The following is a 15117-nucleotide window of genomic DNA, read 5'->3' as shown; positions in this document are numbered from 1 at the left end:
TCTCTCCTTTATAAAAATTTTCTCATTAATATAGCATTACTTTTGTTTTTATAGTAGTTTTTACGAATTGAGTATTCTTCAAATCCAAATTTCTTATAAAGATTTATAGCTTTTTTATTTTTCTCATCTACTTCTAAAAATATAGTTTTTTTATTTTTTTCTTTTAACTCATTTATAAAATTTTCTAAAATAAAACTTCCTATCTTTTTTCCTTGAAAGTCTTTTCTTACAACTATTAAATTGATTTCTGCTTCATCAAAAATTATATTTGAATCTAAAAACCCTACTATCTTGTCCTTTATAAGATAAACTTTTTTGTATGAAAATCTATTTTTATTGATTAATAAATATTTATTCCAAGGTTTATCAAAATTTTCTTTTATTATATTTAGAACTTCTTCTATATATTTATCTTCAAAATCTTTTATTAAAATTTTATGTTTACTGATTTTATTAACTCTTTCTGTTTTTTCCACGATAATTTTCTTAATACTTTTATATTTACCTTATCAAAATCTTCAAAGGTTATAAATTCTATCTTTTTGGGTTTCTTATATTCAAGGGCATACTTAGGTGTAATTACTTCAGTAAAATTTTCTTTTTTTTCTCCATTTTTATAAGTTGTTGCTAAAACATAAAATTTAGGGTTTCCATTATCTGCAGTAGGAAGATTATGGGGAATAGAAATATTTTCTAAGATAATTATTAACGAATCTTCAGTTTTCTTTGCTGTTAAATGTAAATCTTCTTGCTTTGCAATTGTAGTAGGGAAAGAATGATTATAAACCTTTTTTGCTAAATGAAATAAATCAAAAGGAAATTTTTGTATTAAATCCATTTTTTTAACTGGTTTCATATGACATTCTTGACAGGTTTTAGATACATTAGACTTTTTCCATTGTTTGTAAGTTTCTTGATGACAAGAAGAACAAACTATAGATTTTTTAAAGTTTTTATCTTGCATTGATGGATGTGGTGGTGAGAAAACATCATAAGGTCCATGCATTGCTTTATCCTTTGATGAAAAATGACATGATACACAGTTAATTCCATCTTCTCTATGGATTTCTCTAATCTCAGGTTTTTCTGCTATGCTCATTTCAAGAGGAATATGGCATGCTAAACATTTTGTCTTTGCATAATGATTTGTTGCTTTTTTATAATCTTCACTTATATAAGAAACTGCATGTCTTGATTTATTCCATTGTTTATAGATTTCTTGATGGCATTCTGCACATCTTTTTGCTGGTGGATGCTCTAAAAGATCATCTTCTCTAAAGATAGTCCATATTTTGCTATTACTATCACAAGATAAAAGAAAAAAGGATAAAAATATTAACAAACTAATCTTCCTTTTTGTTAACATCATAAATATGACCTAACTTATCTCTTTTTGTAAAAATATAACATGCATTATGAGGATTTGGCTCAATTTCTATTGGAACTCTTTCAACTATCTCAAGATCAAAACCATCTAATGCTACTATTTTTCTTGGATTATTTGTCATTAATCTCATTTTTCTAACACCTAAATCAAGAAGAATCTGAGCTCCTGTTCCAAAATCCCTTAAATCTGTACCAAACCCAAGTTTATGATTTGCTTCTACTGTGTCATATCCTTCTTCTTGCAGTTTATAAGCTTTTATTTTATTTACAATTCCTATTCCTCTACCTTCATGCCCTCTCATATATACAAGAACACCTTTTCCTTCTTTTGCTATCATCTCAAGAGCTTTATGAAGTTGAGATTGGCAATCACATCTTAAAGAACCAAAAACATCTCCTGTTAAACATTCTGAATGAACTCTAACCAATACAGGCTCATCTTCCTTTATTTCCCCCATAACAAGAGCTACATGTTCTATTCCATCTACTAAGCTTTTATATCCATAAATTTTAAATGTTCCAAATTTTGTAGGTAGAAAAGCCTCTGCTTCTCTTTTTACTAATTTTTCTTTTTTTAGTCTATAATGTACTAAATCTGCTATTGTTATTATTTTTAAATTATGTTTTTTTGCAAATTTTATTAAATCTGGAAGTCTTGCCATAGTTCCATCTTCTTTCATTATTTCACATATCACACCTGCCGGATACAAACCTGCAAGTTTAGCTAAATCAATAGATGCTTCTGTATGCCCTGTTCTTTCTAAAACACCTCCTGATTTTGCCATTAAAGGAAACACATGACCTGGTCTTACAAAGTCCTGAGGTTTTGCATCTGGACTAACTGCAAGTTTTATTGTAATTGCTCTATCATGGGCTGAAATTCCTGTTGTTGTTCCAAATTTTGGATGAGCATCTATTGAAACACAAAAAGCAGTTCCTTTTGGATCTGTATTTTCCTGAGTCATTAAAGGTATATTTAATTCTTCACATCTTTCTTTTAATAAAGATAGACATATTAATCCTCTTCCTTCTTTTGCCATAAAATTTATAGCTTCTGGTGTTATTTTTTCTGCAGCTATAACTAAATCTCCTTCATTTTCTCTATCTGGATCATCAACAACTATTACCATTTTTCCATTTTTTATATCTTCTATAGCTTCTTCTATAGTACTAAATGGATTTTTTTGCATTTTTCACCTCATTATAAAGATTTATTCAATAATTTTATATCTTTTTTTTTATAGTTCAAATGCTTTAAAATTATTTACATTCTTTTTTATTGATAATTTAGTAGTATATAGTTTTGATTAAATTTTATATAAAAGGACTAAAATTATTTGACAAAATAATATTAATAGTTTATCTTATATAAAAAAACAAAATGGAGGTATCTAAATGATAATCAGAAAAGAACATGCACTTGCACTTTTAAATGCAAAATCTCAAGAAGAAAAAGGTCTTGCATGTCAAATAAGAGTAAAAGCAGAAGAAGAACCTTATGTAGAATTAGAACTTCAAAACTTGCTAGAACAAGGTTCAAGTCCTATAGAATTTACTTTAACCTATTGGGGTAGAAACCTTGTTTATCTTATGGAAGAAATGATTCAAAAAGGACTTATTAAACATCCTTCTGAATGGGATGAAAGATTTAGATGGATAGGTTCTGAAGTAATAGCAATGATAGAAGCTTCTATTAGAAGTGGTGATTTAACCGGTGAAGAAATTTTTGATGCTTTAAAAGAAAGAGGTTTTGCTGAAGAAGTTCATGAAGAGAAAAAAGGTTGGTTTAAAAAGATAAATGATTATGCTAAAGCCGTTTATGAAATTTATCAAAATGCAAAACCAAGACTTGAAATATCTAAAGAACTTGCAAGCTACATAACAGGAATGCCTACAGGTCCTGCTGAAACAAAAATGTTACCAGAACACGGAAGATTTCCTTTATTACTTGAGTCTATGAGATTAATATCTTTCTCTGTTCCAAACTCAGATGTATATACTTTATCTGGTCTTGGTCAAGCAGTTCAAAAAGCTTTACAAACAATGGCACCTGCTTATGAAACAGTAATAAATGAAGATTATATGTATTCATTATTAAAAGTTTTAGATTCAGGAATAGAAGCTTTATCCGAGCAAGAAAAAGAAATTCTTGAAAGCTTAGCTTTAATAGATGATGAAGGTGAATTATTACCTGCAGGTGAAGCTTTATTAGAAGTTTATAAACTTTGGAGTGAAAAAATATACAGACCTGTTAAAACATTTAATCTTGAAACCTTAGATGAAGAACTTTTAATTGGAATAGAAAAAGTTTGGGAAAAACACAAAGAAAATCCTGAAATTGTTCCTACTGATGAAGAGATAGTTCATTTCTTACTTGAAAAACCTTTAAAAGAGTATAAACATCTCAAAGAATATTATGGAAGAATGCTTAATCAAGCTATGGGTTATCAAAAGAAAGAGGAACTTAACAAAAAATGGTCAGAACTTAAAAACATTGAAGAATTATTCAAACATTTCTGGGAAAAAGGAAATGAATGGTATGAAAAATTATTTGATACAATAAAAGAATCTCTTTATTCCTTAGAAGCTTTTAACCTCATAAAAGCAGAGTTAGACGAAAAAACAGGAAAAACAGTATATAAATTTACTAAACATGGAATAGAAGTATTAAAAGATATTAAAGAAAGAGGAGTAAGAGAAATAAAATCAACTGCAGTAAAAGCTATTTCAATTACAAAAACTCAGTTTGGTGTTCCAAACTATGAATGGTATGAAGAAGCAGTAAATGAACATCTTGTTGGTGGAGGTTATCCAACAAAAGCAGGACAACTTTATGAGAATTTAGCATATAACATTTATAGACTTCCACACTTAACAAGATTTGAACTTATGGTTTTACATAAAATTCCTGAATATGGAATGTTTTTAAATGATTTATTTAAAGAATTTGATGAAACTTTAAAAGAAGAAGTTCAATATGCAGTTAATAAACTTGAAGCAAGATATATATTAGATGTTCTTCCGAATAAAGCAATTGTATTAACAGAAGCGGGGAAACTTATTAAAAAAGCTTTATCAGGAGTTCCGGAAGGTATTGCTAACCCAATAAATCCTGTATTAGTCAGAATATTACAAGCTATAAAAGAAGTAGGTAATCTTTATGTAAAAGAAAGAAAAGTTAGAATCTTACCTAAAAACTGGGAAGAAGCTATTAAAAAATCAGGTGTAGATAAAGAGACATTTGAAAAAGAGATAGCAGTTGCAAGACTTGCAGGATATATTGGTAAAACTTCATTACATGAATCAGCTCTTGAGATATTAGAAGCAGTAGAGCTTATGAATCAATAATAAATACAGAAGGGGAAATCTTTTCCCCTTTTTTAAACATAAATATCTATCAATCTATTTTTCTTTTTTTCTTTTAAATCTTTTTTTAAATTTTTAATTTTATTTTTCTTTTTTTTCTTAAAAAGGAGCCAAGTTCTATGGCTCCTTCTTCTATCAGATATAGGCTCAACTTCAAGAGGTTTTTCTATTTCAAAACTATCCATAATGGATAAAGTTAATTAATTGAAATTAAAAAATCAAACTCTCTTTTGAGGCATTTGCATAGTTAATACTAAAAGAAGCCATATAACTGTTATTATTCCAACAAAAACAAATACTGCAAACTCTCCATATTTTAATAAAAATCCTGCAGAAGCACCACCAACAAAAGCCCCTAAAAACTGAGATGTATTAAATACCCCTGATGCAGTTCCTTTTAAATGTTTTGGAGCATATTTACTCATTAATGAAGGCATAATAGGTTCAAGCATCATAAATCCACTAAAATAAACAATAATAGCTATTACAGCAGGTACAAAACTATTTTCAAATTTTACAAACAATCCAAAAGATATTAAAAGAATAATTATAGCCGCTATTTTTACTTCTTTAATTAAGCCTTTTTTTTCTGCAATAATTGTAGAAGGTACCATTACTATTAAACCAACTAAAAACATTACTAAATAGACTTTCCATATATCAGAAGGAGAGATAAATTTCTCAAGAATTAAAGGAGAAACAGTAAATACAGCAGTCAGTCCCATATGGAGAGTAAACATACCAAAATCCATTTTTAATAAATTTGAATCTTTTAAAACAGGTCCAAGATATGAACTTGTAAACTCTGCATCTTCATGATGAACAATTTTTTCAGGTCTTGGAATACCCCAAATAATATATGGAAGAGATATTAAAGCAAGAATTGCAGTAAATAAAAAGACTCCTCCAAGCCCAAAATGAGATGCTATTAATGGACCTAAAACCATACCAAAAGCAAAAGCCATTCCAATAGAAGCACCTATTGTAGCCATGGCTCTTGTTCTTATTTCTTCTCTTGTAAGGTCTGCTATTAATGCAATAACAACTGAAGAAACTGCTCCCATACCTTGTAAAAATCTACCAACAATTAAAAGGTATATATTTTGCTCATAAGATGCATAAGCAGCAAGGCCACTACCCAAGAAAAATATAATAGTTGAAAATATTAATATAGGTATTCTTCCATACTTATCACTCCAAAGACCATAAGGTATTTGGAAAAAAGCTTGAGTTAAACCATAAGCACCAATAGCAATACCTACTAAAAATGATGTTGCTCCTGGAAATTTAGAAGCATAAATAGATAAAACAGGTAAAACTAAAAATAATCCAAGCATACGTAAGGAGAAAACTCCAGCAAGGCCTAATGTGGCCTTCCTTTCTTCAGGTGTAAAATCCTTGTCTATCATAATATTTGCCAACCTCCGTAATTTATTATAAGTTAATTATATCAATTTATAAAACTTCTATAGGAGGTTCAATATTATGTCAAAAAAAGTAGATGAGGTTCTTCTAAAAATTAATAAAGTTTATAATCCACCAAAAAAAGTTTTAGAAAAAGCTTTACTTACAAAAGAGCAGTTTGATGATATGTATAAAAAATCTATTGAGGATCCAGAAGGATTTTGGGCAGAATTGGCAGAAAAAGAACTTCATTGGTATAAAAAATGGGATAAGGTTTTTGAATGGAACTTTCCATATTATAAATGGTTTATAGGTGGAAAAATAAATATAACTTATAACTGTCTTGATAGACATGTTCAAAATGGGAAAAGAAATAAGCTTGCTTATATATGGGTAGATGAAGATGGAATTGAGAAAAAGATAACTTATGGAGAGCTTTTAGAGCTAGTAAATAAAACTGCAAATGCTTTAAAAGAGCTTGGTTTAAAGAAAGGAGATAGAGTAGTTATTTATATGCCTCTTACTATAGAGCAGATAGTTATAATGCTTGCTTGTGCAAGAATAGGAGTTATTCATTCTGTAGTTTTTGCAGGATTTAGTGCTAATGCTTTAAGAATGAGAATAAGCGATGCAGAAGCTAAAGTAGTATTTACATCAACATGGACTAAAAGAAGAGGTAAAAAAATAAATCTAAAATCTGTGGTAGATGAAGCTTTAGCCCAAGAATGTGATTGTGTTGAAAAGGTTGTGATACATCAAAGAGATAAAGGTGAGTTAGAACTTCAAGAGAATGAACTTGATTTTTATGAGCTTATAGAAAAACAATCCCCAAACTGTGAGCCTGAAATAATGGATGCAGAAGATCCTTTATTTATCTTATATACATCAGGTTCTACAGGAAAGCCTAAAGGGGTTTTACATACAATTGGCGGATATAATCTTTATACTCATATAACAACAAAATATGTATTTGATATTAATGAAGATGATATTTATTGGTGTACTGCAGATACCGGGTGGATAACAGGACATAGCTATATAGTATATGGCCCTTTATCTGTTGGTACCACATCTATAATAGCAGAAGGAGCACCTGACTATCCAGATCCAGGCAGATGGTGGTCAATAGTTGAAAAATACAGAGTAAATATTTTCTATACAGCACCAACAGCAGTAAGACTTTTTATGAAATATGGGGAAGAATGGCCAGCTAAATATGATTTATCATCTCTAAGAGTTCTTGGTTCAGTTGGAGAGCCTATAAATCCTGAAGCTTGGATTTGGTATTATGAGAATATTGGAAGAAAACAATGCTCAATAGTTGATACTTGGTGGCAAACAGAAACAGGAGGACATATGATAACTACAATTCCTTCTTATCCTCAAAAACCAGGTAAAGCAGGAAAACCTTTCTTTGGAATAGAAGCAGATGTTGTAGATGAAGAAGGAAATCCACTTCCTCCAAATGCAGAAGGTTATCTTGTAATCAAAAAACCTTGGCCATCAGCTTTAAGAACATGTTGGGGAGAACCAGAAAGATTTGAAAAATACTGGACACAGATAAAAGGAAAACAATGGTATCTTCCTGAAGATGTGGCAACTAAAGATGAAGATGGATATATAATGATTCTTGGAAGAGCTGATGATGTATTAAATGTTTCAGGTCATAGAATAGGAACAGCAGAAGTTGAGAGTGCCCTTGTTTCTCATCCAGCTGTAGCAGAAGCGGCAGTTATTGGTAAACCTCATGAAATAAAAGGTCAATCAATCAAAGCATTTATAATTCTTAAAACAAGTTATGAACCTTCAGAAGAACTGAAAAAAGAAATAAAAGAACATGTAAAACATGAGCTTGGACCAATAGCTGTTCCAGATGAAATAGAGTTTGTAGAAAAACTTCCAAAAACAAGAAGTGGAAAGATAATGAGAAGAGTTCTAAGAGCTAAAGAATTAGGCTTACCTCTTGGAGACACTTCAACTTTAGAAGATTAATTAGTAGAGGGAGTTTTTCTCCCTCTTTTAAATTAAAATTTTATTTTTTATAAGCATTTTAAAGAAATTTTCCAATTTAGGAAGTATATCTTCATAATTAATATTAAAACTTTTACAAACTTGTTTTACTTGATTTATAAGTTTTTCTGAATTTATATTATCAAGTATTTGATATAAAAAAGGTGTTATTTCTAAATACTCTATTTCATAAGTATCTGGATTTTGAAATATTATTAAAAAGTAATCAGCTTTTAAATCTTCTATCTTTTTTATATCAATCTCTGAAATCTTATGTATAGGATACTTGAAATTCAGTAGCTTGGAAGTTTTTGAAAAATTATATTTTTCATACCAATTAAACTCTCTATTTACAGATGGTATATCTTCATTAAAAATCTCTATTTCTAACCATTCATAAAGCATTAACTCATATAAAAAGGATTTTTCCTCAAAAATTCCTTTATTTTTTAAAAAAGAAATAAACTCCTTAGGAACTTCCCAAAGATAAGGAGACTTAAATTTATGATTTTTTAAGAAATCGGATATAAGCTTTTCCCATTTATCTTCTAAAATTTTTTTAGTTAAAGGAAAAGCTTTGGCACATGAATCTTCTATATTGTTATAAACTAAACTTTGGTAAATAGAAAGTCTATTTTCTGGAAGATTTAATAGATTTTCTCCATAAATAATAGATTTGTAAAACTTTTCTATAATCTCAAACGAATTTTTTTTCATTTTCAACAATATCTTTTACTTTTTTATACTCTTTTAACAGCTCTTTATAAGGAGGAATATTATTATCTCTTTCAAGTAATACAGGTTTATTTCCAATAGTTTCAAGAGTATATCTTAAAAGATCATAAACTTCATCTATAACATTTTGTCCATGGGTATCTATTATTAAATTTTCTTCTATTCTATCATGGCCTGCTATATGATAATACATAACCCATTCTGGATTAATCTTATCTATAAAATCATAAGGATTAAAACCATGATTAACAGAATTTACATAAACATTATTAATATCAAGAAGTAGCTTACAGTTTGCATTCTCAATTATATATTGGATAAACTCATACTCTTCCATCTCTTTTTCTAATATTAAATATATAGATGCATTTTCTATAGCTATCTGTCTATTTAAAAAATCTTGAACTATTTTTAGCTTTTCTATAATATTGTCTGCAACTTCTTTTGTAAAAGGAAGTGGCAAAAGATCATAAGTATTACTACCCTTAAAATATGAAAAGCTTAAATGCTCTGAGTAAAGCTTTATTTCATAATAATCTAAAAAATCTTTAAGTTCTTTTAAAAAAGAAAAATTTATAGGGTCAGGGCTTCCTATGGAAAGAGAAAGCCCATGACATATAAATGGAAAATCTTGCCTTATTTTTTCAAAAAGTTTTTTTAAATAACCACCTTTTTTTATCCAGTTTTCAGGAGCAACTTCAAACCAGTTTGGCTTTAAATTATAATCATAAATCTCTTCAATAAAAGCTGTTCTAAGGCCAAGACCTGCACCTTTAATTATTTCATTGCTCCACATTGGCCACAAGCCATTTCCTTAGCTTTTTCTTTAGTGCCTTTTTTCATCATTGCTCCACCATTTCCTTCTTTACTCTTTTCTTTTAGAAGTTTTTTACATTCTTTCATTTTAGAACCGTAACTTGCCTCTTTCATCATTTTCTTACACTCTTTCATTTTTTCCTTCATCTCTTTTCCACAAGTCATACCATCTGCAGATGCAAGCAAATATCTACTATCTGATACCTTACCTTGTTGGTAGCTTACAAGCTGATCTGCCATTGCAGTTGAAGCAATCATTCCTACTGCAGCTGAAATAGCTGTTATTTCTTTCTTCATAATAATACCTCCTACGATAATTAGTTTTTAAAATACTTATTTAATATTAAATAGTCAATAGAAAATTTACCTGCTCCAAAAAATAAAACTATTAATGAAGCAATTAAAAAAGTTAAAGGCTGTGCCATGTAAAAATCTTCAGGTTTTGAGAATATAGATAAAAGAGCATCTTTATGTCCTACTATAAATGCTCCAATCATATTAAAGGTTAAGATTAAAGCTGTAATTCGGGAGAATATTCCAAAAAACAATAAAATTCCACCTACTGTTTCAACAGTTGCTATAAAAATTACAAAATATTCTGGATATGGTAAGCCTAAATAATCAAAAAATTTAGTTGCTTGTGGATAATGGGTAAATTTCCAAAAACCAGCTCTAAAAAATAACCATCCCCAGTATAATCTAATAGCCAATAAGAAAAAATCACTACTTTTATTTAAAATTTCTTCATACTTTTTATATATTTCTTTAATCATAATTTTCTCCTACATAATGTCATAGTATAATATAATGAAAAATAAAAATAAAAACTGTAATCTGGATTACAAAATGGAAAAGATATGGTTTATAAAAAGGCTTGATATATTCAAAAATCTTCCTGAAAATATGATCAATGATTTAGAGGATAACTCCTTTTTAAAAGAAATGAAAAAAAATACTGTAATTACAACTCCTGAAAATAGAGATTATATATATGTGATAAAATATGGTAAAGTCGCAATATATATTGAAAATAATGGAAAAAGATTAATTACAGATATTCTAAAAGAAGGGGAAATCTTTGGTTGTTTGACAGATTTGGAAAAAGAGTATGCAGTAGCTTTAACAGATGTTGTTTTGTGTATGATTAACAAAAAATTTTTTGAAAATCTTATAACAAAAGATTTAACTTTAAATATAAAAATAAGAAAATATCTTGGTTTAAAAAGGTATCATATTGAGTTAAATTTTTCAGATATTATTTTTAAATCTGTAGAAGAAAGATTAATATCTATTTTATCAAGACTTTCCTCTAAATTTGGGGTTAAAGAAAAAGAAGAAGATTTTATTAAAATTAATATTCTTCTTACACATCAAGATATAGCAGATATGATAGGGTCAACAAGAGAAACTGTTTCAAAACTGATAAATAAATTAAAAAAAGAAAATCTAATCAAAACAAAGAAAAAGTTTATATACTTAAATCAGGATAGATTTCATTTAGAATAATCTGCTTATCTTCTAAAAATGGTGCATGATGAGAATTTATCTGAATTAATTTACTATTTTTTATTTTCTGATTTGAAAATATACTTGCCAGTGGATTTATAATTTTATCTTTTTTTCCATGAATTAAAGTAGTAGGAACATCTATTTTTTCAATTTCTGAAGTAATATCTAAATTTATATACTCATTTAAGAGATTATAACTTCCTTTCTCCTCAGGCAAAGGAATACTTTTAAAATAACAGTTAGTAGAAGATTTTCTAAAATTAAAAACTGTGTTTTTAAAATCCTTCTTTAATGAAATCATAAATGCCCTTACATTTTTTGGATTATGTCCAAGTTTTTCATCTTTAAATTTTGGAGAAAACCCAATTAATATAAGCTTTTTCACTTTCTCAGGATATTTTAGATAAAATAAAACAGAAATAGTTGCCCCTAAGGACCAACCTATTAAAGTAGAGGATTTTTTTATCTTTTCCTTTATATACTCTATATAGTTTTCTATAATATTTTTATCTTCAAAATCTTTAAAATCTCCATGAAAAGGCAAATTAAAAAAAAGAGAATTTTCTAAATTATAAAAATCTTTCCATATTGTTTTATCAAAACTCCAACCATGAATAAATATATTCATAAATCAACATCCTTTATTAAAACTGGTGTTTCTCTTAGATATTTTATTAACTTTTCTTTATTTGTATCATTTTTTACAAAATAAATCCTGCCACCTTTATCAAGTTGATACTCTTTTAAAGGAATAAATCTATAGTAATATTTTTTAGTAGATACATATCCTATTGTATAATCAGAATCATCTGATATACAAAATTCTGCAACAATATTAGGATAATTTAGATTTTTAGTTGTTAAAGCTAAAGCATCTACAGTTCTTTTTGTAAATCCATTTTTTTCAAGTTTTTCTGTTATTTTTTCCCTATCTACAAAATCAACTAAAACAGTTCTTATTCCTTTTTCATCAAGTCTATTGCCATTTAAATCAATAATCATAGCACCCTTTAAATTTTCTCCATTTTCCCCTGCACCTTTATATAAAAGCTCTATATAACTTTTTATCCAGTTTTCATCTTTTTTTAACTCTTTTGAAAGAATATCAATAGCTTTTTTTAAAGATTTTTTATAATTTTCATACTTAAATTGAACTATTTTTAAAGACTTTTCTATATAAATAGGTTCTTGCTTTAGCTTTTCAATCTTTATATTTGAAAAATCAAAATCTTTATTTTGTTGTCTTTCTAAAAGCTGCTTCACTACATTTGGTATATTTTCTTTAGAGACAATTCTTTCTGAACCTGAAATATGTTTATTTTCTTTTGAAGCTCTAACTTTAATGCTGTATAAATCCATAAATTCTATTATAATATGAAAAAAAATAATAATTAGAGGTAAAAATTGATACTAAATGATAAAACAATTAAAGAATATTTAAATACAGGAAGACTTTTAATTGAGCCTATTGAAGATTATCAGATTCAACCATCTTCTGTTGATTTAAGGCTTGGTTATGAGTTTTTAATTTATTCAGATAGTATAAAGATACTTGATGTTAAAGATAAAACCTATACAGATAAAATGGAAAATATAAAAGTTTCAAAAGAAAAAGGATTTATAATACAACCAAAACAGTTTGTATTAGCTACAACTTTAGAATATGTTAAACTTTCTGATGATATTACAGCTTTTGTAGAAGGTAGATCTTCTCTTGGAAGGCTTGGACTTTTTATTGAAAATGCTGGTTGGGTTGATGCAGGTTTTGAAGGAAATATAACCCTTGAGTTTTATAATGCAAACTCAAGACCAATAAGGATATATCCAGAGATGAGAATATGTCAGCTTGTTTTTGCTCAAATGAAACAACCAGCAGAAAAACCATATCAAGGCAAATATCAAGGACAAAAAGGAACTACAGTTTCAAGAATTTTCATGGATAAAGATGTTTAATCTATAGGTTTTAAATTTTCATATAAATAATATAAAGCTCTAGCACCAATTAGAATGACGCTATAAGATATATATAGCCAAGCTAAAAATGCAAAAATGCCAGATAAAGAACCATAAACTGGGTTTGTTTTTGATGCAAACACAATGTAATAATTAAATGCTAATTTAAACAAAACCATAAAAATAGATATAAAAAAGGTTATATTAAAAATATATTTTTTATTTTTTTCTTCTACAGGTGGAAAATAGTAATAAACCCCGAAAAGAAGTATAAAAAAAGCAACAAAATTTGTAATTTTAGATATATCTGCAAAAAAGAGGATAAGTTTTTTTATCTCAAATTTTTCTAAAATTGCTGAGAAATTTTCCAAAATTTTAGAGTGAAGTAAAATCTCAAATAAAGAAGAAGATAAAAAAATAGCAATATAAATTAGTATTAATAAAGCAGTAAAAATAGGAACACCTACAAGATAAATAAAAGCAGTTCTTTTAAATCCTACTTCTTTTTCAAAAACTTTAACAATTGAGTTATGAAGAGATGTAAATATATTGTTTGCAAAATAAAAAGCAACTAAAAATCCAAAAATTCCAAAAATTGTTCTTTGATTTGAAAGATAAGTTATAAAATCTAAAAATTGAGAAGTTATCGTGGGGAAAAATTTAATAATTGTTGTAACTAGAAAATCAGGATTTAAAGTAAAAAAAGAAATAATAACAGTTAGTACAATAAATAAAGGCACTATAGACATTAATGTATAAAAGGATACAGCTGCTGCATAAAAACCATATCCTTTAAAAAAATAATCTAAAATTGCTTTAAAAAGAGCCTCTAAAAAGAGACTCTTAGAAAAAATATTAAGTTTCAGATTTTACAGCTTCCTCTATTTGTTGAATTTTTTCTTCAACTTCTGCAAGAGCTTTCTCCTTTTCTTCTGGAGATAGTTCCTCACCTTTGCTTACAAGATTTTTAATCTTATCTACTGCTTCAGTTAATGCTGTTTTTGCTTTTTCTGTAAAATCTGTTTCTTTAATAGTATTTTCAATCTCTGAAAGCTTGTTTAAAATCTCTTCTTTTTTATTAAGTGCAACATAAGCTCCAACAGCTCCAATAAGTGAACCAATAGCTACTAAAAGTGCTTCTTTCTTCATAAAATATCCCTCCTTTTTTTATCGTTATATCTAAATATATAACTTATTTAACATTAAAGCAAGCTTTATTTAGTTTATTTCAAAGTAGTATTAATTAAGTCTTTACAATTATTGCCATAAACTATATATTTAAAATTAAAAAATGGAGGGATTTAACATGAAAATATTAAGTAATGCTTTTGAAAATGGTGAATTTATTCCTGAAAAATATACATGTGATGGTATTGACATTTCCCCAGCTCTTAAATTTATAGATATCCCTGAAAATACAAAAAGTTTAGCTTTGATTGTGGAGGATCCTGATGCACCGATAGGAGTTTTTACCCATTGGGTAGTTTATGATATTCCACCAAATATAACTGGTTTTCCTGAAGGTATGCCAAAAGAACCATTATTAGAATATGGCATAAAACAAGGAATAAATGATTTTGATAAAATTGGCTATAATGGACCTTGTCCACCACCTGGAAAACCTCATAGATATTTCTTTATTTTAGTTGCTCTAAATATTCAAAATGTAGGACTTGCACCTGGAGCCACTAAAAATGAACTTATTAAAGCTATAAATGGTCATATTATAGATAAAGCAGAGCTTATAGGATTATATAGAAGGTAAGATGGGGAGTAAAATTCTTCCAGCAAATATAAAATCTCTTGGCATTTATTTAAAGAGTAGATAATTTATTCTCATAAATATTGTATCCATCTTTAGGATTTAATGGTTTTGTAAAAATATAATTACCTTAAGTTATTGACATTAATTATTTATTTTCCTATCTTTTTATCTGT

At 27.7% G+C, this 15117-nt stretch carries 18 protein-coding genes; 5 read left to right on the top strand and 13 right to left on the bottom strand.

Annotation, left to right across the window (positions count from 1 at the left end):
* Positions 1–8: 8 nt before the first annotated feature.
* Genes rimI through CLV39_RS02180 form a run of 3 tightly spaced genes read right to left on the bottom strand, consistent with a single transcriptional unit; the run spans position 9 to position 2576 of the window.
* Positions 9–476 carry a ribosomal protein S18-alanine N-acetyltransferase gene (gene rimI, locus CLV39_RS02190; RefSeq protein ID WP_170145582.1) on the bottom strand — a complete coding sequence of 156 codons (468 nt, stop codon included), beginning with the start codon at positions 474–476 and terminating at the stop codon, positions 9–11.
* The gene (locus tag CLV39_RS02185; protein WP_245960282.1) at positions 428–1342 is read right to left on the bottom strand and encodes a multiheme c-type cytochrome; all 915 of its coding nucleotides are present in this window, start codon (positions 1340–1342) and stop codon (positions 428–430) included. Before CLV39_RS02185 ends, rimI begins: the two co-directional genes overlap by 49 nt.
* 1 nt (position 1343) lies before the next feature.
* Complete coding sequence (locus CLV39_RS02180) at positions 1344–2576, bottom strand: bifunctional 3,4-dihydroxy-2-butanone-4-phosphate synthase/GTP cyclohydrolase II (protein ID WP_121922583.1); 1233 nt, start codon at positions 2574–2576, stop codon at positions 1344–1346.
* Between the two features lie 205 nt (positions 2577–2781).
* On the opposite strand from CLV39_RS02180, the gene CLV39_RS02175 reads away from it, so the two are divergent.
* Positions 2782–4734 (top strand): DUF505 domain-containing protein, encoded by a 1953-nt coding sequence (locus tag CLV39_RS02175; RefSeq protein WP_121922582.1) that lies wholly within the window; start codon positions 2782–2784, stop codon positions 4732–4734.
* Between the two features lie 32 nt (positions 4735–4766).
* Here the strand turns inward: CLV39_RS02175 and CLV39_RS08570 are convergent, their stop codons facing one another.
* Positions 4767–4937 carry a hypothetical protein gene (locus tag CLV39_RS08570; protein ID WP_170145581.1) on the bottom strand — a complete coding sequence of 57 codons (171 nt, stop codon included), beginning with the start codon at positions 4935–4937 and terminating at the stop codon, positions 4767–4769.
* A 33-nt stretch (positions 4938–4970) separates the two neighbouring features.
* The gene (locus CLV39_RS02170; protein WP_121922581.1) at positions 4971–6161 is read right to left on the bottom strand and encodes an MFS transporter; all 1191 of its coding nucleotides are present in this window, start codon (positions 6159–6161) and stop codon (positions 4971–4973) included.
* Between the two features lie 76 nt (positions 6162–6237).
* Here CLV39_RS02170 and acs point away from each other — a divergent pair, with 76 nt between their 5' ends.
* The gene (acs, locus tag CLV39_RS02165; protein ID WP_121922580.1) at positions 6238–8148 is read left to right on the top strand and encodes an acetate--CoA ligase; all 1911 of its coding nucleotides are present in this window, start codon (positions 6238–6240) and stop codon (positions 8146–8148) included.
* Between the two features lie 27 nt (positions 8149–8175).
* On the opposite strand, the gene CLV39_RS02160 is transcribed toward acs, so the two are convergent.
* Genes CLV39_RS02160 through CLV39_RS02145 form a run of 4 tightly spaced genes read right to left on the bottom strand, consistent with a single transcriptional unit; the run spans position 8176 to position 10490 of the window.
* Positions 8176–8883, bottom strand: coding sequence for an HvfC/BufC N-terminal domain-containing protein (locus CLV39_RS02160; RefSeq protein ID WP_147435391.1), 708 nt, complete (start codon positions 8881–8883; stop codon positions 8176–8178).
* A complete protein-coding gene (locus tag CLV39_RS02155; protein ID WP_121922578.1) occupies positions 8864–9697 on the bottom strand; it encodes a DUF692 domain-containing protein in 834 nt (277 codons plus the stop codon). The genes CLV39_RS02160 and CLV39_RS02155 overlap by 20 nt, the downstream gene beginning before the upstream one ends.
* Positions 9679–10014 carry a hypothetical protein gene (locus CLV39_RS02150; protein WP_121922577.1) on the bottom strand — a complete coding sequence of 112 codons (336 nt, stop codon included), beginning with the start codon at positions 10012–10014 and terminating at the stop codon, positions 9679–9681. Before CLV39_RS02150 ends, CLV39_RS02155 begins: the two co-directional genes overlap by 19 nt.
* A gap of 20 nt (positions 10015–10034) precedes the next feature.
* A complete protein-coding gene (locus CLV39_RS02145; RefSeq protein ID WP_121922576.1) occupies positions 10035–10490 on the bottom strand; it encodes a DoxX family protein in 456 nt (151 codons plus the stop codon).
* Between the two features lie 73 nt (positions 10491–10563).
* Between CLV39_RS02145 and CLV39_RS02140 the strand changes: the two genes are divergently transcribed.
* Entirely contained in the window at positions 10564–11223 is a 660-nt protein-coding gene (locus CLV39_RS02140; RefSeq protein WP_170145580.1) for a Crp/Fnr family transcriptional regulator, read from the top strand.
* Here CLV39_RS02140 and CLV39_RS02135 read toward each other — a convergent pair.
* Together CLV39_RS02135 and CLV39_RS02130 are read right to left on the bottom strand one after the other, a co-directional pair.
* Entirely contained in the window at positions 11186–11854 is a 669-nt protein-coding gene (locus CLV39_RS02135; protein WP_121922574.1) for an alpha/beta fold hydrolase, read from the bottom strand. The genes CLV39_RS02140 and CLV39_RS02135 overlap by 38 nt on opposite strands.
* Positions 11851–12585, bottom strand: coding sequence for a 6-carboxyhexanoate--CoA ligase (locus CLV39_RS02130; RefSeq protein ID WP_121922573.1), 735 nt, complete (start codon positions 12583–12585; stop codon positions 11851–11853). The genes CLV39_RS02135 and CLV39_RS02130 overlap by 4 nt, the downstream gene beginning before the upstream one ends.
* 45 nt (positions 12586–12630) lie before the next feature.
* Between CLV39_RS02130 and dcd the strand changes: the two genes are divergently transcribed.
* Positions 12631–13179, top strand: a complete 549-nt coding sequence (gene dcd / locus CLV39_RS02125) for a dCTP deaminase (protein WP_121922572.1) — start codon at positions 12631–12633, stop codon at positions 13177–13179.
* On the opposite strand, the gene CLV39_RS02120 is transcribed toward dcd, so the two are convergent.
* Positions 13176–13991: a YihY/virulence factor BrkB family protein gene (locus CLV39_RS02120; protein ID WP_281271965.1), complete on the bottom strand. Its 816-nt coding sequence runs from the start codon at positions 13989–13991 to the stop codon at positions 13176–13178. The genes dcd and CLV39_RS02120 overlap by 4 nt on opposite strands.
* A 43-nt stretch (positions 13992–14034) precedes the next feature.
* Positions 14035–14328: a YtxH domain-containing protein gene (locus tag CLV39_RS02115; RefSeq protein WP_121922570.1), complete on the bottom strand. Its 294-nt coding sequence runs from the start codon at positions 14326–14328 to the stop codon at positions 14035–14037.
* A 157-nt stretch (positions 14329–14485) separates the two neighbouring features.
* Between CLV39_RS02115 and CLV39_RS02110 the strand changes: the two genes are divergently transcribed.
* Positions 14486–14944, top strand: a complete 459-nt coding sequence (locus CLV39_RS02110) for a YbhB/YbcL family Raf kinase inhibitor-like protein (protein WP_121922569.1) — start codon at positions 14486–14488, stop codon at positions 14942–14944.
* The last annotated feature ends 173 nt before the right edge of the window (positions 14945–15117 follow it).

This window comes from Hydrogenothermus marinus, from assembly GCF_003688665.1.
Classification (GTDB): domain Bacteria; phylum Aquificota; class Aquificia; order Aquificales; family Hydrogenothermaceae; genus Hydrogenothermus; species Hydrogenothermus marinus.
This window is presented reverse-complemented; position numbering and strand designations above follow the sequence as displayed.

Excerpts from the sequence above, each read along its gene's own strand:
- CLV39_RS02180 (WP_121922583.1), bottom strand. The coding sequence starts at position 2,576 with ATGCAAAAAAATCCATTTAGTACTATAGAAGAAGCTATAGAAGATATA.
- CLV39_RS02110 (WP_121922569.1), top strand. The coding sequence starts at position 14,486 with ATGAAAATATTAAGTAATGCTTTTGAAAATGGTGAATTTATTCCTGAA.
- CLV39_RS02170 (WP_121922581.1), bottom strand. The coding sequence starts at position 6,161 with ATGATAGACAAGGATTTTACACCTGAAGAAAGGAAGGCCACATTAGGC.
- CLV39_RS02150 (WP_121922577.1), bottom strand. The coding sequence starts at position 10,014 with ATGAAGAAAGAAATAACAGCTATTTCAGCTGCAGTAGGAATGATTGCT.
- CLV39_RS08570 (WP_170145581.1), bottom strand. The coding sequence starts at position 4,937 with ATGGATAGTTTTGAAATAGAAAAACCTCTTGAAGTTGAGCCTATATCT.
- acs (WP_121922580.1), top strand. The coding sequence starts at position 6,238 with ATGTCAAAAAAAGTAGATGAGGTTCTTCTAAAAATTAATAAAGTTTAT.
- CLV39_RS02175 (WP_121922582.1), top strand. The coding sequence starts at position 2,782 with ATGATAATCAGAAAAGAACATGCACTTGCACTTTTAAATGCAAAATCT.
- CLV39_RS02160 (WP_147435391.1), bottom strand. The coding sequence starts at position 8,883 with ATGAAAAAAAATTCGTTTGAGATTATAGAAAAGTTTTACAAATCTATT.
- CLV39_RS02130 (WP_121922573.1), bottom strand. The coding sequence starts at position 12,585 with ATGGATTTATACAGCATTAAAGTTAGAGCTTCAAAAGAAAATAAACAT.
- CLV39_RS02115 (WP_121922570.1), bottom strand. The coding sequence starts at position 14,328 with ATGAAGAAAGAAGCACTTTTAGTAGCTATTGGTTCACTTATTGGAGCT.
- CLV39_RS02145 (WP_121922576.1), bottom strand. The coding sequence starts at position 10,490 with ATGATTAAAGAAATATATAAAAAGTATGAAGAAATTTTAAATAAAAGT.
- CLV39_RS02135 (WP_121922574.1), bottom strand. The coding sequence starts at position 11,854 with ATGAATATATTTATTCATGGTTGGAGTTTTGATAAAACAATATGGAAA.
- CLV39_RS02155 (WP_121922578.1), bottom strand. The coding sequence starts at position 9,697 with ATGTGGAGCAATGAAATAATTAAAGGTGCAGGTCTTGGCCTTAGAACA.
- CLV39_RS02140 (WP_170145580.1), top strand. The coding sequence starts at position 10,564 with ATGGAAAAGATATGGTTTATAAAAAGGCTTGATATATTCAAAAATCTT.